This is a genomic window from Streptomyces sp. NPDC054757 (genome assembly GCF_053612185.1).
Map to the genome: position 1 here is coordinate 283,180 of NZ_JBSHBW010000002.1, position 20,597 is coordinate 303,776.

Annotated in this window: 21 protein-coding genes; 19 read left to right on the forward strand and 2 right to left on the reverse strand. The window is 68.6% G+C overall.

Annotation, left to right across the window (positions count from 1 at the left end; translation table 11 throughout):
- Positions 1 to 180 precede the first annotated feature (180 nt).
- The 19 genes from rho to ACWGKJ_RS04125 all read left to right on the forward strand — a co-directional run bounded on the left by rho (position 181) and on the right by ACWGKJ_RS04125 (position 19,217).
- The gene (rho, locus tag ACWGKJ_RS04035; RefSeq protein WP_385016639.1) at positions 181 to 2,289 is read left to right on the forward strand and encodes a transcription termination factor Rho; all 2,109 of its coding nucleotides are present in this window, start codon (positions 181 to 183) and stop codon (positions 2,287 to 2,289) included.
- A 453-nt stretch (positions 2,290 to 2,742) separates the two neighbouring features.
- Entirely contained in the window at positions 2,743 to 3,846 is a 1,104-nt protein-coding gene (locus tag ACWGKJ_RS04040) for an LCP family protein (RefSeq protein WP_385016642.1), read from the forward strand.
- Between the two features lie 181 nt (positions 3,847 to 4,027).
- Complete coding sequence (gene rpmE, locus ACWGKJ_RS04045; RefSeq protein WP_385016645.1) at positions 4,028 to 4,255, forward strand: 50S ribosomal protein L31; 228 nt, start codon at positions 4,028 to 4,030, stop codon at positions 4,253 to 4,255.
- Between the two features lie 105 nt (positions 4,256 to 4,360).
- Entirely contained in the window at positions 4,361 to 5,440 is a 1,080-nt protein-coding gene (prfA, locus tag ACWGKJ_RS04050) for a peptide chain release factor 1 (RefSeq protein WP_385016648.1), read from the forward strand.
- Between the two features lie 25 nt (positions 5,441 to 5,465).
- A complete protein-coding gene (gene prmC / locus ACWGKJ_RS04055) occupies positions 5,466 to 6,311 on the forward strand; it encodes a peptide chain release factor N(5)-glutamine methyltransferase (protein WP_385016650.1) in 846 nt (281 codons plus the stop codon).
- A 70-nt stretch (positions 6,312 to 6,381) separates the two neighbouring features.
- A complete protein-coding gene (locus tag ACWGKJ_RS04060) occupies positions 6,382 to 7,029 on the forward strand; it encodes an L-threonylcarbamoyladenylate synthase (protein ID WP_385016653.1) in 648 nt (215 codons plus the stop codon).
- Positions 7,026 to 7,673: an arsenate reductase/protein-tyrosine-phosphatase family protein gene (locus tag ACWGKJ_RS04065; RefSeq protein ID WP_385016656.1), complete on the forward strand. Its 648-nt coding sequence runs from the start codon at positions 7,026 to 7,028 to the stop codon at positions 7,671 to 7,673. The genes ACWGKJ_RS04060 and ACWGKJ_RS04065 overlap by 4 nt, the downstream gene beginning before the upstream one ends.
- A gap of 109 nt (positions 7,674 to 7,782) precedes the next feature.
- Positions 7,783 to 9,039 carry a serine hydroxymethyltransferase gene (locus ACWGKJ_RS04070; protein WP_385016659.1) on the forward strand — a complete coding sequence of 419 codons (1,257 nt, stop codon included), beginning with the start codon at positions 7,783 to 7,785 and terminating at the stop codon, positions 9,037 to 9,039.
- A 106-nt stretch (positions 9,040 to 9,145) separates the two neighbouring features.
- A complete protein-coding gene (locus ACWGKJ_RS04075) occupies positions 9,146 to 10,558 on the forward strand; it encodes an MraY family glycosyltransferase (RefSeq protein WP_385016662.1) in 1,413 nt (470 codons plus the stop codon).
- Between the two features lie 261 nt (positions 10,559 to 10,819).
- Complete coding sequence (locus ACWGKJ_RS04080) at positions 10,820 to 11,257, forward strand: hypothetical protein (protein ID WP_385016665.1); 438 nt, start codon at positions 10,820 to 10,822, stop codon at positions 11,255 to 11,257.
- Between the two features lie 210 nt (positions 11,258 to 11,467).
- Complete coding sequence (atpB, locus tag ACWGKJ_RS04085) at positions 11,468 to 12,304, forward strand: F0F1 ATP synthase subunit A (protein WP_385017071.1); 837 nt, start codon at positions 11,468 to 11,470, stop codon at positions 12,302 to 12,304.
- A gap of 70 nt (positions 12,305 to 12,374) precedes the next feature.
- Positions 12,375 to 12,623: an ATP synthase subunit c family protein gene (locus tag ACWGKJ_RS04090; protein WP_250297805.1), complete on the forward strand. Its 249-nt coding sequence runs from the start codon at positions 12,375 to 12,377 to the stop codon at positions 12,621 to 12,623.
- A 40-nt stretch (positions 12,624 to 12,663) separates the two neighbouring features.
- The gene (locus ACWGKJ_RS04095; RefSeq protein ID WP_385016668.1) at positions 12,664 to 13,206 is read left to right on the forward strand and encodes a F0F1 ATP synthase subunit B; all 543 of its coding nucleotides are present in this window, start codon (positions 12,664 to 12,666) and stop codon (positions 13,204 to 13,206) included.
- Positions 13,203 to 14,018 carry a F0F1 ATP synthase subunit delta gene (locus ACWGKJ_RS04100; protein ID WP_385016671.1) on the forward strand — a complete coding sequence of 272 codons (816 nt, stop codon included), beginning with the start codon at positions 13,203 to 13,205 and terminating at the stop codon, positions 14,016 to 14,018. The genes ACWGKJ_RS04095 and ACWGKJ_RS04100 overlap by 4 nt, the downstream gene beginning before the upstream one ends.
- A gap of 98 nt (positions 14,019 to 14,116) precedes the next feature.
- A complete protein-coding gene (gene atpA / locus ACWGKJ_RS04105) occupies positions 14,117 to 15,712 on the forward strand; it encodes a F0F1 ATP synthase subunit alpha (protein WP_385016673.1) in 1,596 nt (531 codons plus the stop codon).
- Between the two features lie 20 nt (positions 15,713 to 15,732).
- Positions 15,733 to 16,662, forward strand: coding sequence for a F0F1 ATP synthase subunit gamma (locus ACWGKJ_RS04110; RefSeq protein ID WP_385016675.1), 930 nt, complete (start codon positions 15,733 to 15,735; stop codon positions 16,660 to 16,662).
- Entirely contained in the window at positions 16,663 to 18,111 is a 1,449-nt protein-coding gene (gene atpD, locus ACWGKJ_RS04115; protein WP_385016677.1) for a F0F1 ATP synthase subunit beta, read from the forward strand.
- A 166-nt stretch (positions 18,112 to 18,277) separates the two neighbouring features.
- Complete coding sequence (locus tag ACWGKJ_RS04120) at positions 18,278 to 18,652, forward strand: F0F1 ATP synthase subunit epsilon (protein WP_328319665.1); 375 nt, start codon at positions 18,278 to 18,280, stop codon at positions 18,650 to 18,652.
- Positions 18,653 to 18,770: 118 nt separating this feature from the next.
- Complete coding sequence (locus ACWGKJ_RS04125) at positions 18,771 to 19,217, forward strand: DUF2550 domain-containing protein (protein WP_385016682.1); 447 nt, start codon at positions 18,771 to 18,773, stop codon at positions 19,215 to 19,217.
- A gap of 24 nt (positions 19,218 to 19,241) precedes the next feature.
- On the opposite strand, the gene ACWGKJ_RS04130 is transcribed toward ACWGKJ_RS04125, so the two are convergent.
- Positions 19,242 to 19,814, reverse strand: a complete 573-nt coding sequence (locus ACWGKJ_RS04130; RefSeq protein ID WP_385016684.1) for a cob(I)yrinic acid a,c-diamide adenosyltransferase — start codon at positions 19,812 to 19,814, stop codon at positions 19,242 to 19,244.
- A 24-nt stretch (positions 19,815 to 19,838) separates the two neighbouring features.
- Positions 19,839 to 20,588 carry an ABC transporter permease gene (locus ACWGKJ_RS04135; RefSeq protein ID WP_385016686.1) on the reverse strand — a complete coding sequence of 250 codons (750 nt, stop codon included), beginning with the start codon at positions 20,586 to 20,588 and terminating at the stop codon, positions 19,839 to 19,841.
- Between the last annotated feature and the right edge of the window lie 9 nt (positions 20,589 to 20,597).

The following is a 20,597-nucleotide window of genomic DNA, read 5'->3' on the forward strand; positions in this document are numbered from 1 at the left end:
TCGAGCACGCTCCGGAACCGGCCTCTGCCGGACCCCATGCACGTCTTGCCCTCCGCCGTATCCCGGCGGACCACCGCCCCGGCGTCGGTTCGCGATCAGTCAAGATCTGAACCGCAGTCGGACAGCACAACCGGTCGCCGAGCCAGACAGGCCGACGCCCGCTCCAGGGAAGGACCCTTCGTGAGCGACACCACCGATCTGATGGGCGTGACTGCCGACAACTCTGTCGAGGCCGCGCCCGCCGCCGGTGCTGCCACCGGCAGCACCGCACGGCGCCGCCGCTCCGGCACCGGCCTCGACGGCATGGTCCTGGCCGAGCTGCAGCAGGTCGCGTCCGGCCTCGGCATCAAGGGCACTGCGCGCATGCGCAAGAGCCAGTTGATCGAGGTCATCAAGGAGGCGCAGGGCGCTTCGTCCGCGCCGAAGAGCGCCAAGGCGGACGCCGGCGCTCCGGACGCGGCCGAGACCAAGCCGAAGCGCCGTGCCACGTCCAAGTCCCGTACGGGTGACGAGTCCGCGGCGGCCGAGAAGTCCGCGGCCCAGCAGCAGATCGACATCCCCGGGCAGCCCGCCAGCGACGAGCAGCCCGCGGGCGAGCGGCGCCGCCGCAGGGCCACCGCACAGGCCGGCAGCCCCGAGCCCGCGGCAGCCGAGACCAAGGCCGTCAAGTCCGAGGCCAAGGCCGAGGCGCAGTCCGTGGCCACCGGCGTGAAGACCGAAGCGCCGGCCGATGCCAAGGACTCCAGGGACACCAAGGACAACAGGGACTCCAAGGACTCCAAGGAGGCCAGGGCGGAGTCGGCAACCGACACCGCCGAGGGTCGCCGCGGAGACCGCCAGGACCGCGGCCAGCGCGGTGACCGCCGTGACCGTCAGGACCGCGGTGACCGTCAGGACCGCGGTGACCGTCAGGACCGTGGCGACCGCGGTGGCCGTGACCGCCGTGACCGTGGCGGCAAGGGCGACGACCAGCAGGGCGGCGGCCAGCGCGGTCAGCGCCAGGGCAACCAGAACAACGGCCCCCGCGACGAGAACGACGACGACTTCGAGGGAGGCCGCCGCGGACGCCGCGGCCGTTACCGCGACCGCCGCGGCCGCCGCGGTGACCGTCAGGAGTTCGGTGACACCCCGCAGGTCTCCGACGACGACGTCCTGATCCCCGTCGCGGGCATCCTGGACATCCTCGACAACTACGCGTTCATCCGGACCTCCGGCTATCTGCCGGGCCCGAACGACGTGTACGTCTCGCTCGCCCAGGTCCGCAAGAACGGCCTGCGCAAGGGTGACCACGTCACCGGCGCCGTCCGCCAGCCCAAGGACGGCGAGCGCCGCGAGAAGTTCAACGCGCTCGTCCGCCTGGACTCGGCGAACGGCATGGCGGCCGAATCCGGCCGCGGGCGCCCCGAGTTCCAGAAGCTGACCCCGCTCTACCCGCAGGACCGGCTCCGCCTGGAGACCGACCCGGGTGTGCTGACGACCCGGATCATCGACCTGGTCGCGCCGATCGGCAAGGGCCAGCGCGGTCTGATCGTGGCCCCGCCGAAGACCGGCAAGACCATGATCATGCAGGCCATCGCCAACGCGATCACGGTCAACAACCCCGAGTGCCACCTGATGGTGGTCCTCGTGGACGAGCGTCCCGAAGAGGTCACCGACATGCAGCGGTCGGTGAAGGGCGAGGTCATCTCCTCGACCTTCGACCGGCCCGCCGAGGACCACACCACCGTCGCCGAACTGGCCATCGAGCGTGCCAAGCGTCTCGTCGAGCTGGGCCACGACGTCGTCGTGCTGCTCGACTCGATCACCCGGCTCGGCCGTGCGTACAACCTGGCGGCCCCGGCCTCCGGGCGCATCCTCTCCGGTGGTGTCGACTCGACCGCCCTCTACCCGCCGAAGCGCTTCTTCGGTGCCGCGCGGAACATCGAGGACGGCGGCTCGCTGACCATCCTCGCCACCGCGCTGGTGGAGACCGGATCGCGGATGGACGAGGTGATCTTCGAGGAGTTCAAGGGCACCGGCAACATGGAGCTCAAGCTCGACCGGAAGCTCGCCGACAAGCGCATCTTCCCCTCCGTGGACGTCGACCCGTCCGGTACGCGTAAGGAAGAGATCCTCCTCAACGCGGAGGAGCTCGCCATCGTCTGGAAGCTGCGCCGGGTGCTCCACGCGCTCGACTCGCAGCAGGCGATCGAGCTGCTGCTGGACAAGATGAAGAAGACCAAGTCGAACGCCGAGTTCCTGATGCAGATCGCCAAGACGACACCTTCGGCCGGCAACGGAAACGACTGACCTTCCGTCACGGAACGTCAACTGGCCCGCCCCGTCACGGAAGTGACGCGGCGGGCCAGTCGTATGAGGCGGCGCACCGGTCGTACGGGGCGCTGCGCCCGACCGGTCGCAGGAGGCCCCGGCCGCCCGCCCGGCTCCCGTACACCGCCTCTGCACGCACCGCACACGTGTCGCCCACCCGGCTGCCGTACCGCATCGGCACCGGCCGAGATCTTCGCCACAGCACACCGCCCGCACCGCTCCGGGACGATCTTCCGCACGAAGGGAAAAACCCCAGGTCGGGACCGCTTTTCGAGATCGGGGCCGGCTACCGTCCGTGATGGCGGGGCCGCTCCGGGGTCACAGCGCGTTGTGCAACTCTTTCGCGAGATACGTCGTCTCACAGGGGACGACGGACCGCGCCTGAACTTCGGGGCAGGGGGTAGCGGGACCACCGAGAAAGCTGGAGGGGACATGGGCGAGCCGCAGAAGGGCAGCCGAATACGGGGCAGCGGCAAACGCCGCAGGACGGCCACCGGGCGCCGCAAGGCGCTGGTGATCACCGCATGGGCGGCGGCCGGAGTGGTCGTGCTCGGCGGCGGTGGCCTCGGCTTCCTCTACTTCAAGCTCGACGGCAACCTCAAGAGCGTCGACATCAACGCCCAGCTCGGCGCCGACCGCCCGCACAACGTCGACAACGGCTCGATGGACATCCTGGTGCTGGGATCCGACTCACGGGCCGGCGCCAACTCCAAGTACGGCAAGGACGAGGGCGGCGCCCGCTCGGACACCGCGATGGTCGTCCACGTGTACAAGGGCCACAAGAAGGCCAGCGTGGTCTCGATACCGCGCGACACCCTGATCGACCGCCCCGACTGCACCACGTCCAAGGGCGCGGACGCGCCGGGAGCCCAGCACGCCATGTTCAACACGGCGTACGAGACCGGCGGCCCGGCGTGTGCGGTCAAGACCGTCGAGAAGATGTCCGGGATCCGCATGGACCACTATCTGGAGGTCGACTTCGCCGGCTTCCAGAAGCTGATCGACGACCTGGGCGGCGTACCCGTCACCACCAGCAAGGCGATCAACGACGACAAGAGCCACCTGCACCTGAACGCGGGCACCCACACCCTCAACGGACAGGACGCGCTCGGTCTCGTACGGACCAGGCACGGCGTCGGCGACGGCAGCGACCTCGGGCGAATACAGCTCCAGCAGGCCTTCATCAAGGCCCTCATCAGCCAGGTCAAGCATGTCGGGGTCTTCAGCAACCCCAAGAAGCTCTACAGCCTCGCCGACACCGCGACGAAGGCCGTCACCACCGACTCCGACCTCAACTCCGTGAAGAGCCTGACGTCCTTCGCGGACGGCCTCAAGGGCATCGGCGCGGGCTCCATGAAGATGGTGACGATGCCGGTCGAGTACGACCCGACGAACCTCAACCGCGTCATCCCGCTGGAGGCCAAGTCCCAGCAGGTATGGGCCGCGCTGAAGCAGGACAAGCCGATTCCGGCCTCCGCCACCAAGGGCTCCGCCGGGGACAAGGGCTCGGCGGGCAAGGTCGTGACGAGCTCCTGACCGGCGTACGGAGCCCGGGGGCGGGGCGTCCGGCGGAATAGATCCGGTCCGCCCCCGGTTCACCGACTGTCCGAAATTTTGACGGGCGGGCCACTCCTGGCAGACTGGTCCGCTGGCCCCGGTTCACGTGCTGACAATTCCGCCCGCACGACCCGGCGCCCTCCCGAAACTAGGAGTCACCTTGAAGCGCGACATCCACCCCGAGTACCACGAGACCCAGGTCAGCTGCACCTGCGGTGCGTCGTTCACCACTTTCAGCACCCTCGCCGAAGGCAACATCCGTGCCGAGGTCTGCTCCGAGTGCCACCCGTTCTACACGGGCAAGCAGAAGATCCTCGACACCGGTGGCCGTGTGGCCCGCTTCGAGGCCCGCTTCGGCAAGAAGGCCGCGGACTCCGCCGCCAAGTAGCGAGCTGCTGCGCCGGTCCTCGGACGCTCCTCCCCGGAGCGCCCGGACCGGCGCTTTTGCCGTCCCGGAAGCGCCCTTCTTGACGTACGAAAGCAGGAACCCCCGATGTTCGAGGCGGTCGAGGAACTGATCGGCGAGCACGCCGTTCTTGAGGAACAGCTCGCCGACCCGTCGGTCCACGCCGACCAGGCCAACGCGCGCAGGCTCAACAAGCGCTACGCCGAGCTGACCCCGATCGTCTCCACGTACCGTTCCTGGAAGCAGACCGGCGAGGACATCGAGACGGCGCGTGAACTCTCCTACGACGACCCGGACTTCGCAGCCGAGGTCAAGATTCTCGACAAGCAGCTCGAAGCGCTGACCGAGAAGCTCAGGCTGCTCCTGGTGCCGCGCGACCCCAGCGACGACAAGGACGTGCTCCTCGAAGTCAAGGCGGGCGCGGGCGGTGACGAGTCAGCGCTGTTCGCGGGCGACCTGCTGCGGATGTATCTGCGCTACGCCGAGCGCGCCGGCTGGAAGACCGAGATCATCGACTCCACCGAGTCCGAGCTGGGCGGCTACAAGGACGTCCAGGTCGCGGTGAAGACCAAGGGCGGCAACGGAGCCACCGAGCCCGGCCAGGGCGTCTGGGCGCGGCTGAAGTACGAGGGCGGTGTGCACCGGGTGCAGCGGGTGCCGTCCACCGAATCCCAGGGCCGTATCCACACCTCGGCCGCCGGTGTGCTCGTCACGCCCGAGGCCGAGGAGGTCGACGTCGAGATCCACCCCAACGACCTCCGGATCGACGTCTACCGCTCCTCGGGTCCCGGCGGGCAGTCGGTCAACACCACCGACTCGGCGGTCCGCATCACACACCTGCCGACCGGTGTCGTCGCCTCCTGCCAGAACGAGAAGAGCCAGCTCCAGAACAAGGAGCAGGCCATGCGCATCCTGCGCTCCCGGCTGCTGGCCGCCGCCCAGGAGGCCGCCGAGCAGGAAGCGTCCGACGTGCGCCGCAGCCAGGTCCGTACCGTCGACAGGTCCGAGAAGATCCGGACGTACAACTTCCCCGAGAACCGGATCTCCGACCACCGTGTCGGCTTCAAGGCGTACAACTTGGACCAGGTGCTCGACGGCGACCTGGACGCAGTGATCCAGGCGTGTGTGGACGCGGACTCCGCGGCCAAGCTCGCCGCCGCCCAGTAGTAGCCGGCCCGTACTGGAGAACCGCATGAACCTGCTGCTTGCCGAGGTGGCCCAGGCCACCCAGCGGCTGGCCGACGCCGGCGTGCCCTCCCCGCGTTTCGACGCCGAGGAGCTCGCCGCCTTCGTGCACGGTGTCAAGCGGGGCGAGCTCCACCAGGTCAAGGACGCGGACTTCGACGCCCGCTACTGGGAGACCGTCGCCCGCCGCGAGGCCCGCGAGCCGCTCCAGCACATCACGGGCCGCGCCTTCTTCCGCTATCTGGAACTCCAGGTGGGCCCCGGTGTGTTCGTGCCCCGCCCGGAGACCGAGTCGGTCGTCGGCTGGGCCATAGACGCCGTACGCGCCATGGACGTCGTCGAGCCGCTCATCGTCGACCTCTGCACGGGCTCCGGCGCCATCGCGCTGGCCATGGCCCAGGAGGTGCCGCGCTCGCGCGTGCACGCCGTGGAGCTGTCCGACGACGCGCTGCGCTGGACCCGCAAGAACGCCGAGGGGTCCAGGGTCACCGTGCACCAGGGCGACGCCCTGAGCGCGCTCCCCGAACTCGACGGCCAGGTCGACCTGGTCATCTCCAACCCGCCGTACATCCCGCTCACCGAGTGGGAGTACGTCGCACCCGAGGCCCGTGACCACGACCCGGAGATGGCCCTCTTCTCCGGCGAGGACGGCCTCGACACGATCCGCGGCATCGAGCGCACCGCCCACCGTCTCCTCGTGCCCGGCGGCGTCGTCGTCATCGAGCACGCCGACACCCAGGGCGGCCAGGTCCCGTGGATCTTCACCGAGGAACGGGGCTGGGCCGACGCGGCCGACCACCCCGACCTGAACAACCGGCCCCGGTTCGCCACGGCCCGCAAGGCCCTGCCGTGACGATCGCAGGACCGGTTCCGCACCACATTTCTCAGGCTCTGCAGGCTTTGCTCAGGGAGGCTCGCTAACAATGGCACGGCGATACGACACCAACGATGCGACCGACCGCTCCACCGGTCTGCGCGAAGCCGCGTCCGCCGTCCGCCGGGGCGAGCTCGTCGTACTTCCGACGGACACCGTGTACGGCATCGGCGCCGACGCCTTCAGCTCCGATGGCGTCGCCGACCTGCTCGACGCGAAGGGGCGCGGCCGCAACATGCCGAGCCCTGTGCTCATCGGCTCCCCGAACACCCTGCACGGCCTGGTCACGGACTTCTCGGAGCAGGCGTGGGAGCTGGTCGACGCGTTCTGGCCGGGCGCCCTGACGCTCGTCGCCAAGCACCAGCCGTCGCTCCAGTGGGACCTCGGCGACACCCGGGGGACCGTCGCCGTGCGGATGCCGCTGCACCCGGTCGCCATCGAGCTGCTCACGGAGGTCGGCCCGATGGCCGTCTCCAGCGCCAACCTGACCGGCCACCCGGCGCCGGAGGACTGCGACGCGGCACAGGAGATGCTCGGCGACTCCATCTCCGTCTACCTGGACGGCGGCCCCACACCGGGCATCGTCCCGTCCTCCATCGTCGACGTCACCGGCAAGGTCCCCGTCCTGCTCCGCGCGGGCGCGCTCTCCGCCGAGGAGCTGCGCAAGGTGGTACCCGACCTTGAGGTGGCCAATTGACAGCCCCTGAGGGGCGTGGCATAGGCGCGTCCGCCTCCGGCGGCACGTTCAGGATCCTCCACGTCAGCACCGGCAACGTCTGCCGCTCGCCGATCACCGAGCGGCTGACCCGGCATGCTCTGACGGACCGCCTGGGCACCGGGCTCGCCGACGGCCTGATCGTGGAGTCGGCCGGCACCTGGGGCCACGAGGGCGCCCCGATGGAGGCCAACGCGGCGACCGTCCTGGAGGACTACGGCGCGGACGCCGGGGGCTTCCTCGGCCGTGAGCTGCTCGACGACCATGTGATCCGGGCCGATCTGGTGCTCACCGCGACCCGCGACCACCGCGCGCAGGTCATCTCGATGGGCCACTCCGCGGGGCTGCGCACCTTCACGCTCAAGGAGTTCACCCGGCTCGTACGGGCCATAGACCCGGCGACGCTGCCCGACCCGCTCGACGAGGGCGTGGTCGAGCGGGCCCGTGCACTGGTCAGGGCCGCCGCCGCGCTCCGGGGGTGGCTGCTGGCGCCGACGGCCGAGGCGGACGAGGTCAACGACCCGTACGGGGGGCCGATCACCTTCTTCCGGTCGATCGGCGACGAGATCAACCAGGCACTGGACCCGGTGGTCACGGCGCTCACCGGGGTCGCCGCACCGCACTGAGGGCCCGCCCGTCCCGCAGGAGCGGGCTGTCCGCCCCCGTACGGCAGACCACCGGCAGGCGCCCCCGCGCGGCCCGTCCTACATTGGACGGGACGCCGAGGAGCACACGATGCCGGTCACCACCACCCCGCCCCACCTCGCCGGCCCCCACCCCGCCGGCTTCGACGCGCTGCGCGGGCAGGACCCCGAGATGGCGGACGTACTGCTCGGCGAGGCCGAGCGGCAGGCCACCTCGCTCCAGCTGATCGCCGCCGAGAACTTCACCTCGCCCGCCGTCCTGGCCGCACTCGGCTCCCCGCTCGCCAACAAGTACGCGGAGGGCTACCCGGGCGCCCGCTACCACGGCGGCTGTGAGCTGGCCGATCTCGCCGAGCGGATCGCCTGTGAGCGGGCCACAGCGCTCTTCGGAGCCGAGCACGCCAACGTCCAGCCGCACTCGGGCTCATCGGCCGTCCTGGCGGCGTACGCGGCCCTTCTGCGCCCCGGTGACACCGTCCTGGCCATGGGACTTCCGCACGGGGGCCATCTCACCCATGGATCGCCCGCCAACTTCTCCGGCCGCTGGTTCGACTTCGTCGGGTACGGCGTCGACGCGGAGAGCGGGCTCATCGACTACGGCCAGGTGCGCACGCTCGCCCGGCAGCACCGGCCGCGGGCCATCGTCTGCGGCTCGATCTCGTACCCACGCCACCCGGACTACGCGGCCTTCCGGGAGATCGCGGACGAGGCGGGCGCCTATCTCATCGCGGACGCCGCCCATCCGATGGGCCTGATCGCCGGGGGAGCGGCGCCCAGCCCGGTGCCGTACGCCGACGTCGTCTGCGCCACCACCCACAAGGTGCTGCGCGGGCCGCGCGGCGGACTGATCCTCTGCGGCGCCGAGCTGGCCGACCGGATCGACCGCGCCGTCTTCCCCTTCACCCAGGGCGGCGCCCAGATGCACACGATCGCGGCCAAGGCGGTCGCCTTCGGCGAGGCGGCGGCCCCGGCGTTCGCGGCGTACACGCACCAGGTGGTGGAGAACGCCCGGGTGCTCGCCGCCGGGCTGGCCGCCGAGGGCTTCGAGCTCACCACCGGGGGGACCGACACACATCTCATCACCGCCGATCCGGCGCCGCTCGGCACCGGCGGGGCGACCGCCCGCGCCCGGCTGGCGGCGGCCGGGATCGTCCTGGACACCTGCGCGCTGCCCTACGGCGACGAGCGGGGCGTCCGGCTGGGCACCGCCGCCGTCACCACCCAGGGCATGGGGGCGCCGGAGATGGCCGAGATCGCGGGGCTCCTCACGGCGGCCCTGCGTGAAGAGCGGGGGACCCGTGAAGAAGTACGCGCACTCGCCGGGCGGTTTCCGCCGAATTCGGGCTAGAGCGGTACTCGTGCAACCATCGGAGCTACCCGTGTGTCCTCAACCTCATGCAGGCCGAAGCTAAGGTGTGGGGCTGAGATGGCCAGCGATATCTGTGGGGCAGCCCGTGCGTGAATACCTGCTGACGCTCTGCGTCACGGCCGCGGTGACGTATCTCCTGACCGGGCCGGTGCGGAAGTTCGCCATCATGGCCGGGGCGATGCCGGAGATCCGGGCCCGTGACGTGCACCGTGAACCGACGCCGCGGCTCGGCGGCATCGCCATGTTCGGCGGTCTGTGCGCGGGGCTGCTGGTCGCGGCCCATCTGCAGAACCTCGGCAGCGTCTTCACGCTGTCGAACGAGCCGCGCGCGCTGCTCTCCGGCGCCGGGTTGATCTGGATCATCGGTGTCCTGGACGACAAGTTCGAGATCGACGCCCTGATCAAGCTCGGCGGCCAGATGATCGCGGCGGGCGTGATGGTCATGCAGGGTCTGACGATCCTGTGGCTGCCCATCCCGGGCGTCGGCACCGTCTCGCTCACCCAGTGGCAGGGCACCCTGCTGACCGTCGCGCTGGTGGTGATCACCATCAACGCGGTGAACTTCGTGGACGGCCTGGACGGACTCGCGGCCGGCATGGTCTGCATCGCCGCCGCGGCCTTCTTCATGTACACCTACCGGATCTGGTACGGGTACGGGATCGAGGCGGCCGCCCCGGCCACCCTCTTCGCCGCCGTGCTGATGGGGATGTGCCTGGGTTTCCTGCCGCACAACATGCATCCGGCCCGGATCTTCATGGGCGACTCGGGATCGATGATGATCGGCCTGGTGCTCGCCGCCGGTGCCATCTCGGTGACCGGCCAGGTCGACCCGGACGCGATGAGCCTCAACCTCGGCGGCGGGCGCGAGGCCACCCACGCGATGCTGCCGGTCTTCATCCCGCTCCTGATGCCGCTGACGATCATCGCGGTGCCCTTCGCGGACCTCGTGCTGGCGATCGTGCGGCGCACCTGGAACGGCCAGTCGCCGTTCGCCGCCGACCGCGGCCATCTCCACCACCGGCTCCTGGAGATCGGCCACTCGCACAGCAGGGCGGTGCTGATCATGTACTTCTGGTCGGCCCTTTTCGCCTTCGGCGCGCTGGCCTACTCGGTGCGCTCCTCGTCCACCTGGATCCTGCTGGCGGTCGTGGTGCTGAGCGCGGTGGGCCTCGCCCTGCTGCTGATGCCGCGCTTCACCCCGCGCGCCCCGAAGTGGGCCCAGGGCTTCGTTCCGCCGCGTTACCGGGGGCGCCGCCGCGTGGCTCCCGAGGCGGAATCGGAGACGGCATCGAGGACGGCACCGGAGGCGGCCGGTACGGCGGAATGCGGTGGTACCGGCAATGCGGATGAGACGCCGATTTCATCCGAAACGGGCGATTCCGCACCGCTCGTCGGCCTGAACGGAAACGAACCGATTCCCGCAGGCGTCAACGGGGCGACCGCAATTGGCCCCCGATCCGGGTTCCCCGATCGGCGCGAGGCCGGAACGAGGCGTTGAGCATTTCCCTCAACAGCCCCCAATATCAGGCATAACGAACGCCCGCATGCACAGACGCGCGCCTTCACTCTCATGTGTGACGGGCAGCACACTTCCATGGTAAAGACCTCATCAAATAGTTTGTGATACCGTTCACGAAACCCGGAGATGAAGCCGAAGGGCCGCAGTGCGACGGCTCCTTGGCCCGAGATTTCCCTCTCGAACCGGGCCTACGCTCGTCCATGACGACACCCTGCCCCCACCCGAAGCGGAGCTGCCGCCATGCCGTCCCCCGACGCCCGAACACTCCTCCAGACCGCTGTACCCACCGCCGCAGCCGGCGTTGTCGCCGCTGCGATCAGCGGTGTGGTCGCGGGCGGCAAGGGAGCGGTCGGCGCACTTGTCGGCGCCGTGGTCGTGATCGTCTTCATGGGGATCGGACTTGTCGTCCTGAACCGCACCGCCAGGTCCCTGCCGCACCTGTTCCAGGCCATGGGGCTCATGCTCTATACCGCGCAGTTGTTGCTGCTTGTCATTTTCGTCGCGGTGTTCAAGAACACCACGTTGTTCAACCCCAAGTCTTTTGCCATCACGCTGGTTGTGGCGACGGTTGTCTGGATCGCGGCTCAGGCGCGGGCTTATATGAAGGCCAAGATCCTCTACGTCGAACCGGACTCCGCCGACGGGCACCAGCCCGAGAAGACGGGTTCGTCGAAGTGAAGGGTAGGGGCGGGATAAGCGGGCGTTGTGGATCCTGCTATCGTCCGGTTCCAACTGCGGCACTGCGGGCGCGGGCATCTGAGCTGACGCCTGCACCATCGCGAGGCTCACTGCCTGCCAGCCGCCCCCACATCCGTAACACCAGTCCAGTGCCGAACCGCGGCTGTGCGCCGCGCCGACACAACGAGGTTGCCGTACCTATGCGCCATGTTGAAGGAGCCCGCGGTGAGTGCTGACCCGACGCAGGTGCTCGCCTTCGAGACCGACTGCCACATCTTTGACGGCTGTGGATTCCCGGCTCCCGGCCTGCACTCGTTCCTGTTCAAGCCCCTGTGGGGCGACGGGGACAGCAACTTGTACTTCAACAAGACGATGCTGCTCGCGCTGCTCGGCACGGTCGTCATCGTTGGGTTCTTCTGGGCGGCCTTCCGCAACCCCAAGGTGGTTCCCGGAAAGCTGCAGATGGTCGCTGAGGCCGGATACGACTTCGTGCGCCGAGGAATCGTTTACGAGACGATCGGCAAGCGTGAGGGCGAGAAGTACGTCCCGCTGGTTGTCAGCCTGTTCTTCTTCGTCTGGGTGATGAACCTCTGGTCGATCATCCCGGTCGCCCAGTTCCCCGTGACGGCGATTATTTCCTACCCGGCCGCGCTCGCCCTGATCGTCTATGTGCTGTGGGTCAGCCTGACGTTCAAGAAGCACGGATTCGTCGGAGCCTTCAAGAACTTCACCGGTTACGACAAGTCCCTCGGCGTGGTCCTCGTGCTCTCGATGCCCATCGAGCTCTTCTCCAACCTGCTGGTCCGGCCGTTCACTCACGCGGTCCGACTGTTCGCCAACATGTTCGCGGGCCACACGCTGCTGCTCCTCTTCACGATCGCCAGCTGGTACCTGCTGAACGGCATCGGCTTCGCCTATGCAGGCGTCTCGTTCGTGATGACGATCGTGATGACCGCTTTCGAACTCTTTATCCAAGCTGTCCAGGCCTATGTGTTCGTCCTGCTGACTTGCAGCTATATCCAGGGCGCTCTGGCCGAGCAGCACTGAGTACCCCCACCTCCCTGAATCATCCGGTGGCCATCCCCCACCGGTCCATGAAAGAGAAGGAAGAACCGGCATGTCTGTTCTCCAGACCCTCGCCGCTGGCGTCGAAATCAAGGGCAACCTCGGCTCCATCGGTTACGGCCTCGCAGCCATTGGTCCCGGCGTCGGCGTCGGCATCATCTTCGGTAACGGTACTCAGGCCCTCGCCCGCCAGCCCGAGGCTGCCGGCCTGATCCGCCAGAACCAGATTCTCGGCTTCGCCTTCTGTGAGGCGCTCGCCCTCATCGGTCTGGTCATGCCGTTCGTCTACCCGAGCGCCTGACCTCGGTCGCGAACAGCCCCATTAGACGGAAGGCACTGACGTGAACCCTCTGGTTCAGCTCGCGGCGGAGCAGGAAAACCCGCTCATCCCGCCGATTCCTGAGCTCATCATCGGCTTCCTCGCCTTTGTCATCGTCTTCGGTTTCCTCGCCAAGAAGCTCCTCCCGAACATCAACAAGGTTCTGGACGAGCGCCGCGAGGCCATCGAAGGCGGTATGGAGAAGGCGGACGCCGCCAAGCTCGAAGCCGAGAGCGTGCTTGAGCAGTACAAGGCTCAGCTCGCCGAGGCCCGGCACGAGGCCGCGCGGATGCGCCAGGAGGCGCAGGAGCAGGGTGCCGCGCTCATCACTGAGATGCGTGCGGAGGGCCAGCGTCAGCGTGAGGAGATCATCGCTGCCGGTCACGCCCAGCTCGCGGCCGACCGCAAGCAGGCCGCGCAGTCGCTGCGCCAGGACGTGGGCAAGCTCGCCACGGACCTGGCGGGCAAGCTCGTCGGCGAGTCCCTTGAGGACCACGCCCGGCAGAGCCGCACGGTCGACCGTTTCCTCGATGAGCTTGAGGAGAAGGCCGAGGCCGCTCGATGAACGGCGCGAGCCGCGAGGCACTGGCCTCCGCACGTGAGCGTCTCGACGCGCTGACCGACAGCCCGTCGGCCGACGCGTCGAAGCTCGCCGGCGAGCTGGCCGCCGTCACCGCGCTGCTCGACCGCGAGGTCTCGCTGCGCCGGGTCCTCACCGACCCGTCGCAGGCCGGTGAGGAGAAGGCCCAGCTGGCCGGACGGCTGCTCAGTGGTCAGGTCGGCGGGGACACCGTGGACCTGGTGGCCGGGCTCGTCCGGTCCCGCTGGTCGCAGTCGCGTGACCTGGTCGACACGGTCGAGGAGCTCTCGGCCACCGCCGACCTCACCGCGGCCCAGCGGGCCGGCACGCTGGACGACGTGGAGGACGAGCTGTTCCGGTTCGGCCGGATCGTCACCTCCAGCACCGGACTGCGGGCCGCGCTCACCGACCGCACCGCATCGGGCACCGCCAAGAGCGAGCTGCTGCGCAGCCTGCTCGGCGGCAAGGCCGACGCGGTCACCGAGCGTCTGATCGTGCGCCTTGTGACCCAGCCGCGTGGACGTAGCCTGGAGGCGGGACTGGAGTCCCTGTCCCGGCTCGCCGCGGAGCGCAGGGACCGCACGGTCGCGGTCATCACCTCGGCGGTGCCGCTGAGCGACGGCCAGAAGCAGCGCCTCGGCGCCGTACTGGCCAAGCTGTACGGCCGCCGGATGCACCTCAACCTGGACGTGGACCCCGCGGTCCTCGGCGGGATCCAGGTGCGGGTCGGCGACGAAGTCATCAACGGCTCCATCGCGGACCGTCTCGACGAGGCGACTCGTCGGATGGCCGGCTGACCAGCAGACAAAGCCACCAACTCAACAGTACTGATAACGGCCCGAGTTGGGCCGACAAGTAATTGATTCGGGCCCAACAAGGAGAGCAGGGAACCCAGATGGCGGAGCTCACGATCCGGCCGGAGGAGATCCGGGACGCACTGGAGACGTTTGTCCAGTCGTACCAGCCGGACGCGGCCTCGCGCGAGGAGGTCGGTACGGTCAGCGTGGCCGGCGACGGTATCGCGAAGGTCGAGGGTCTTCCCTCGGCCATGGCGAACGAGCTGCTGAAGTTCGAGGACGGCACGCTCGGTCTTGCGCTGAACCTTGAAGAGCGCGAGATCGGCGCGATCGTTCTCGGCGAGTTCAACGGCATCGAGGAGGGCCAGCCGGTGCAGCGCACCGGTGAGGTGCTCGCGGTCGGCGTCGGCGAGGGCTACCTCGGCCGCGTCGTCGACCCGCTCGGCAACCCGATCGACGGCCTCGGCGACATCGAGACCGAAGGCCGCCGTGCGCTGGAGCTCCAGGCTCCCGGCGTCATGGTGCGCAAGTCCGTGCACGAGCCGATGCAGACCGGCTACAAGGCCGTCGACGCGATGGTGCCGATCGGCCGCGGTCAGCGTCAGCTGATCATCGGTGACCGGCAGACCGGCAAGACCGCGCTGGCTGTCGACACGATCATCAACCAGCGCGACAACTGGCGCACCGGCGACCCGTCGAAGCAGGTCCGCTGCATCTACGTCGCCATCGGCCAGAAGGGCTCCACCATCGCGTCCGTACGCGGTGCGCTGGAGGAGGCGGGCGCCCTGGAGTACACGACGATCGTCGCGGCTCCGGCTTCCGACCCGGCCGGCTTCAAGTACCTGGCGCCGTACACCGGTTCGGCCATCGGCCAGCACTGGATGTACGCCGGCAAGCACGTCCTGATCATCTTCGACGACCTCTCGAAGCAGGCCGACGCCTACCGTGCCGTCTCGCTGCTGCTGCGCCGTCCGCCGGGCCGTGAGGCCTACCCGGGCGACGTCTTCTACCTGCACTCCCGTCTGCTGGAGCGCTGCGCGAAGCTCTCCGACGACATGGGCGCCGGTTCGATGACGGGTCTCCCGATCGTCGAGACCAAGGCGAACGACGTGTCGGCGTTCATCCCGACCAACGTCATCTCCATCACCGACGGCCAGTGCTTCCTGGAGTCCGACCTCTTCAACGCAGGCCAGCGGCCCGCGCTCAACGTCGGTATCTCGGTCTCCCGTGTCGGTGGTTCGGCCCAGCACAAGGCGCTGCGCCAGGTGTCCGGCCGACTCCGTGTCGACCTCGCCCAGTACCGCGAGCTGGAGGCGTTCGCCGCCTTCGGTTCCGACCTGGACGCTGCGTCGAAGGCGTCGCTGGAGCGCGGTAAGCGCATGGTCGAGCTGCTGAAGCAGGGCCAGTACGAGCCGATGCCCGTCGAGGAGCAGGTCGTCTCCGTCTGGGCCGGTACCACCGGCAAGATGGACGACGTCCCGGTCGGCGACATCCGCCGCTTCGAGTCCGAGCTGCTGGAGTACCTGCGCCGCGAGCGCAAGGAGCTCCTCACCTCGATCGCCGAGGGCGCCAAGATGTCGGACGACACACTGACCTCGATCGCCGACGCGATCACCGCCTTCAAGCGGCAGTTCGAGACCTCGGACGGCCAGCTCCTGGGCGAGGACGCGCCGGCCGTCAACGTCTCCAAGTGACGACGGAAGGGACCTGACTCATGGGAGCCCAGCTCCGGGTCTACAAGCGTCGCATCCGATCCGTCACCGCGACCAAGAAGATCACCAAGGCGATGGAGATGATCGCCGCCTCGCGCATCGTCAAGGCGCAGCGCAAGGTGGCGGCGTCGATGCCGTACGCGACCGAGCTCACCCGCGCGGTGACCGCGGTGGCGACCGGCTCCACGACCAACCACCCGCTCACCACCGAGGCCGAGTCCCCGGTCCGTGCCGCGATCGTGCTCATCACGAGCGACCGCGGTCTGGCCGGCGGCTACTCCTCGAACGCCATCAAGGCGGCGGAGCGGCTCACCGAGCGGCTGCGCGGTGAGGGCAAGGAGGTCGACACGTACATCGTCGGCCGCAAGGGTGTCTCGTACTACGGCTTCCGCGAGCGCAAGGTCGTGGATTCGTGGACCGGGTTCACCGACAGCCCGACCTACGCGGACGCCAAGCGGGTCGCCGCGCCCCTGATCGAGTCCATCGAGAAGGAGACGGCCGAGGGCGGCGCCGACGAACTGCACATCGTCTTCACGGAGTTCGTGTCGATGATCACGCAGAACGCGGTCGACAGCCGGATGCTGCCTCTCTCTCTCGACGAGGCCGCCGAGGGCGGAACACCCGCGGACAGCACGAAGGACGAGATCCTTCCGCTGTTCGACTTCGAGCCGTCGGCGGAGGACGTCCTCGACGCTCTGCTGCCGCGCTACGTCGAGAGCCGTGTCTACAACGCACTGCTTCAGTCGGCTGCCTCCGAGCACGCCGCCCGTCGCCGTGCGATGAAGTCGGCCACCGACAACGCCGGGGATCTCATCAAGAACCTCACCCGGCTTGCCAACGCGGCCCGCCAGGCCGAAATCACCCAGGAAATCAGCGAGATCGTCGGTGGCGCAAGCGCCCTGGCCGACGCGACCGCGGGGAGTGACAGGTAAATGACGACGACTACCGAAAGCGCCGTGACCGCCGCCACGGGCCGCGTTGCCCGGGTCATCGGCCCGGTCGTCGACGTGGAGTTCCCCGTCGACGCGATGCCGGAGATCTACAACGCCCTCACCGTCGCGGTCGCTGACCCGGCCGAGGACGGCAAGCTCAAGACGCTGACGCTCGAAGTGGCCCAGCACCTGGGCGACGGCGTGATCCGCGCGATCTCGATGCAGCCCACCGACGGTCTGGTCCGCCAGGCCCCGGTCACGGACACCGGCGACGGCATCACAGTGCCCGTCGGCGACATCACCAAGGGCAAGGTGTTCAACACCCTCGGTGAGATCCTGAACAAGCCCGAGGCCACGTCGGAGATCACCGAGCGCTGGCCGATCCACCGCAAGGCGCCGGCCTTCGACCAGCTTGAGTCGAAGACCAAGATGTTCGAGACCGGGATCAAGGTCATCGACCTTCTCACCCCGTACGTCACGGGTGGAAAGATCGGCCTGATGGGCGGTGCCGGTGTCGGCAAGACCGTTCTGATCCAGGAAATGATCTACCGCGTCGCCAACAACCACGACGGTGTGTCGGTGTTCGCGGGCGTCGGTGAGCGTACCCGTGAGGGCAACGACCTCATCGAGGAGATGGCCGAGTCCGGCGTCATCGACAAGACGGCGCTCGTCTTCGGTCAGATGGACGAGCCCCCGGGCACCCGTCTGCGTGTCGCGCTGGCCGGTCTGACCATGGCGGAGTACTTCCGCGATGTGCAGAAGCAGGACGTGCTCTTCTTCATCGACAACATCTTCCGTTACACCCAGGCCGGTTCCGAGGTCTCCACGCTGCTCGGCCGTATGCCGTCCGCGGTGGGCTACCAGCCGAACCTGGCCGACGAGATGGGTCTGCTGCAGGAGCGCATCACCTCGACGCGTGGCCACTCGATCACCTCGATGCAGGCGATCTACATCCCCGCGGACGACCTGACCGACCCGGCGCCCGCGGCGACCTTCGCCCACCTGGACGCGGTGACCGTGCTGTCGCGTCCGATCTCGGAGAAGGGCATCTACCCGGCGGTCGACCCGCTGGACTCGTCGTCCCGCATCCTGGACCCGCGCTACATCGCGAAGGACCACTACGACGCCGGTATGCGCGTCAAGGGAATCCTTCAGAAGTACAAGGACCTCCAGGACATCATCGCGATCCTCGGTATCGACGAGCTGGGCGAGGAGGACAAGCTCGTTGTCCACCGCGCCCGTCGTGTCGAGCGCTTCCTGTCGCAGAACACCCATGTCGCCAAGCAGTTCACCGGCGTGGACGGTTCGGACGTGCCGCTCGACGAGTCGATCACCGCGTTCAACGCGATCTGCGACGGTGACTACGACCACTTCCCCGAGCAGGCGTTCTTCATGTGCGGTGGCATCGAGGACCTCAAGGCCAACGCCAAGGAGCTCGGCGTCTCCTGAGTCGCGCACCTGAGTCGGGCGCCGGCCCGCGCGGATCACCCGTGACCCGTGTGAGCCATCCGACTCGTGTGAGAGGGACGGGCCTGTCCCGTCCCTCTCCTCACGCCCATTAGACTTTGACCCAACACCCGGCAGCAGTGCCGGGTGGTGACCCGAGGAGCCACCCTTGGCTGCTGAGCTGCACGTCGAGCTGGTCGCGGCGGACCGTAGTGTCTGGTCCGGCGAGGCGACACTGGTTGTCGCGCGCACCACGTCCGGCGACATCGGCGTCATGCCCGGTCACCAGCCGCTGCTCGGTGTGCTGGAATCGGGCCCGGTGACCATTCGTACGAGCGAGGGCGGGACGGTCGTTGCCGCTGTGCACGGCGGTTTCCTCTCGTTCGCCGACAACAAGCTTTCGCTGCTGGCCGAGATCGCTGAGCTGGCGGACGAGATCGATGTCCAGCGCGCCGAGCGTGCGCTGGAGAGCGCGAAGTCGGACGATGACTCGGCCGCCGAGCGGCGCGCCGATGTCCGACTGCGTGCGGTGACGGGGAACTGACGCCTCCCACCGAGATTTGACCTCAGCCGCGGCCCGTCCGGAACCATCCGGACCGGGTCGCGGCTGAGGCGATGCAGAACCAGTTCCCTTACGGCATGAGGCGAGGAGGTCGGTGTAGATGATCCTCGCTCTGCTTGTGTGCGGCCTGGTCGTCGTACTGGTAGCGGTGGGGCTCTTCGTCTTCGGCCTCCGCCGGCGGCTGATCCAGCGTTCCGGGGGCACCTTCGACTGCAGCGTCCGCTGGGACCTCCCGGAGAAACCGGACACGTCCGGCAAGGGCTGGGTGTACGGGGTGGCCCGCTACAGCGGCGACCGCATCATGTGGTTCCGCGTCTTCTCGTACGCCCCCCGACCGCGCCGGACCCTGGAGCGCCAGTCCATCGAGGTCGTCTCCCGGCGTACGCCGGAGGGCGAGGAGGAGATGGCACTGCTCTCCGACGCGGTCGTGCTCCGCTGTTCCCATCAGGGCGTACGTCTGGAACTCGCGATGAGCGAGGACGCCCTGACCGGCTTCCTCGCCTGGCTGGAGGCGGCGCCACCCGGTCAGAGAGTGAATGTGGCCTGAGCAGAGCCTGGTTGCCCGGTCGGCTCAGCGCTCGCCGCCCGGTACCCACAGCACGTCCCCGACCTCCTTGTTCGCGGTGCGCGCCAGGATGAACAGCAGGTCGGACAGCCGGTTCAGATAGGTCGCGGTGAGCGCGTTCATCACCTCGCCGTGCACCTCAAGCGCGGCCCAGGTCGACCGCTCGGCCCTGCGGACCACGGTGCACGCCTGGTGGAGCAGCGCCGCCCCGGGCGTGCCGCCCGGCAGGATGAAGCTCCGCAGCTTGTCCAGCTCTTCGAGGAAGCGGTCGCAGTCGGCTTCCAGCTTGTCGATGTAGTGCTGCTCCACCCGCAGCGGCGGGTACTTCGGGTTCTCCGCCACGGGTGTGGACAGATCGGCCCCCACGTCGAACAGATCGTTCTGGACGCGGACGAGTACCTTCACCACCTCGTCCGGCAGCCCGCCGAGCGCCACGGCGGTGCCGATGACCGCGTTGGCCTCGTTGGCGTCGGCGTACGCGGAGATCCGCAGATCGGTCTTGGCCGTGCGGCTCATGTCGCCGAGCGCCGTGGTGCCCTGGTCGCCGGTACGGGTGTAGATGCGCGTCAGATTGACCATGCGGCCGAGCCTAGCCGGGCACGGTCAGCCGCCGGCCCCGCGGAAGACACGTGTGCCGACCGTCACGGCGACTGCCGCCAGGATTCCGGCCGTGAGCACCCCGTACAGCATCGCCGTACCGGTGTAATCGCCCACATAGCCCGCCCGTACCGCGTCCACCAGATAGCGGAATGGCATGAAGTGCGAGAGCACGTCCAGCCAGGCGGGGGCCAGTGCCATCGGGAGCATCAGGCCCGAGAGCAGCATCGACGGCAGGGTGACCGCGTTGATGACCGGGCCGAACTCGTGCGGCTTGGAGACCTTGAGGGCCAGCGCGTACGAGAGCGAGGCGAGGGTCACCGTCAGGACGCCCACAAAGACGAAGCCGATCAGCACCCCGCCCAGCGGTGCCCGCAGCCCCATCAGCAGCGCCGTCAGCACCAGCAGGACCGACTGGAAGACGAAGAGCGCCGCGTCCCGCAGGACCCGGCCCAGCAGCAGCGCGAGTCTGCTGACCGGGGTCGCCCGCATCCGCTCGAAGACCCCGGTCTGGTTCTCGATGATGATGGCGAAGCCACTGAACGACGCCCCGAACAGCGCGAGTTGGAGCAGCAGCCCGGGGACGAGTACCTGCCAGGAGCCGCCTCGTGAGCCGAGTGGCAGACCGGTCAGCAGCGGGCCGAAGAAGAGCAGATAGAGCAGTGGCATCAGGACGCCGAAGAGGATCTGGAACGTGGAGCGCGCCGTCTGCCGCGCATAGCGGCCGAAGATCAGCGCGGTGTCGTGCACCAGCATGGAAGGGCT

What these genes read in the sequence shown, in the direction of transcription:
- ACWGKJ_RS04040 (WP_385016642.1), top strand. Translation starts at nt 2,743, where the DNA reads ATGGGCGAGCCGCAGAAGGGCAGCCGAATACGGGGCAGCGGCAAACGC.
- prfA (WP_385016648.1), top strand. Translation starts at nt 4,361, where the DNA reads ATGTTCGAGGCGGTCGAGGAACTGATCGGCGAGCACGCCGTTCTTGAG.
- prmC (WP_385016650.1), top strand. Translation starts at nt 5,466, where the DNA reads ATGAACCTGCTGCTTGCCGAGGTGGCCCAGGCCACCCAGCGGCTGGCC.
- ACWGKJ_RS04060 (WP_385016653.1), top strand. Translation starts at nt 6,382, where the DNA reads ATGGCACGGCGATACGACACCAACGATGCGACCGACCGCTCCACCGGT.
- ACWGKJ_RS04070 (WP_385016659.1), top strand. Translation starts at nt 7,783, where the DNA reads ATGCCGGTCACCACCACCCCGCCCCACCTCGCCGGCCCCCACCCCGCC.
- ACWGKJ_RS04080 (WP_385016665.1), top strand. Translation starts at nt 10,820, where the DNA reads ATGCCGTCCCCCGACGCCCGAACACTCCTCCAGACCGCTGTACCCACC.
- ACWGKJ_RS04090 (WP_250297805.1), top strand. Translation starts at nt 12,375, where the DNA reads ATGTCTGTTCTCCAGACCCTCGCCGCTGGCGTCGAAATCAAGGGCAAC.
- ACWGKJ_RS04100 (WP_385016671.1), top strand. Translation starts at nt 13,203, where the DNA reads ATGAACGGCGCGAGCCGCGAGGCACTGGCCTCCGCACGTGAGCGTCTC.
- atpA (WP_385016673.1), top strand. Translation starts at nt 14,117, where the DNA reads ATGGCGGAGCTCACGATCCGGCCGGAGGAGATCCGGGACGCACTGGAG.
- ACWGKJ_RS04110 (WP_385016675.1), top strand. Translation starts at nt 15,733, where the DNA reads ATGGGAGCCCAGCTCCGGGTCTACAAGCGTCGCATCCGATCCGTCACC.
- atpD (WP_385016677.1), top strand. Translation starts at nt 16,663, where the DNA reads ATGACGACGACTACCGAAAGCGCCGTGACCGCCGCCACGGGCCGCGTT.
- ACWGKJ_RS04125 (WP_385016682.1), top strand. Translation starts at nt 18,771, where the DNA reads ATGATCCTCGCTCTGCTTGTGTGCGGCCTGGTCGTCGTACTGGTAGCG.
- ACWGKJ_RS04130 (WP_385016684.1), bottom strand. Translation starts at nt 19,814, where the DNA reads ATGGTCAATCTGACGCGCATCTACACCCGTACCGGCGACCAGGGCACC.
- ACWGKJ_RS04135 (WP_385016686.1), bottom strand. Translation starts at nt 20,588, where the DNA reads ATGCTGGTGCACGACACCGCGCTGATCTTCGGCCGCTATGCGCGGCAG.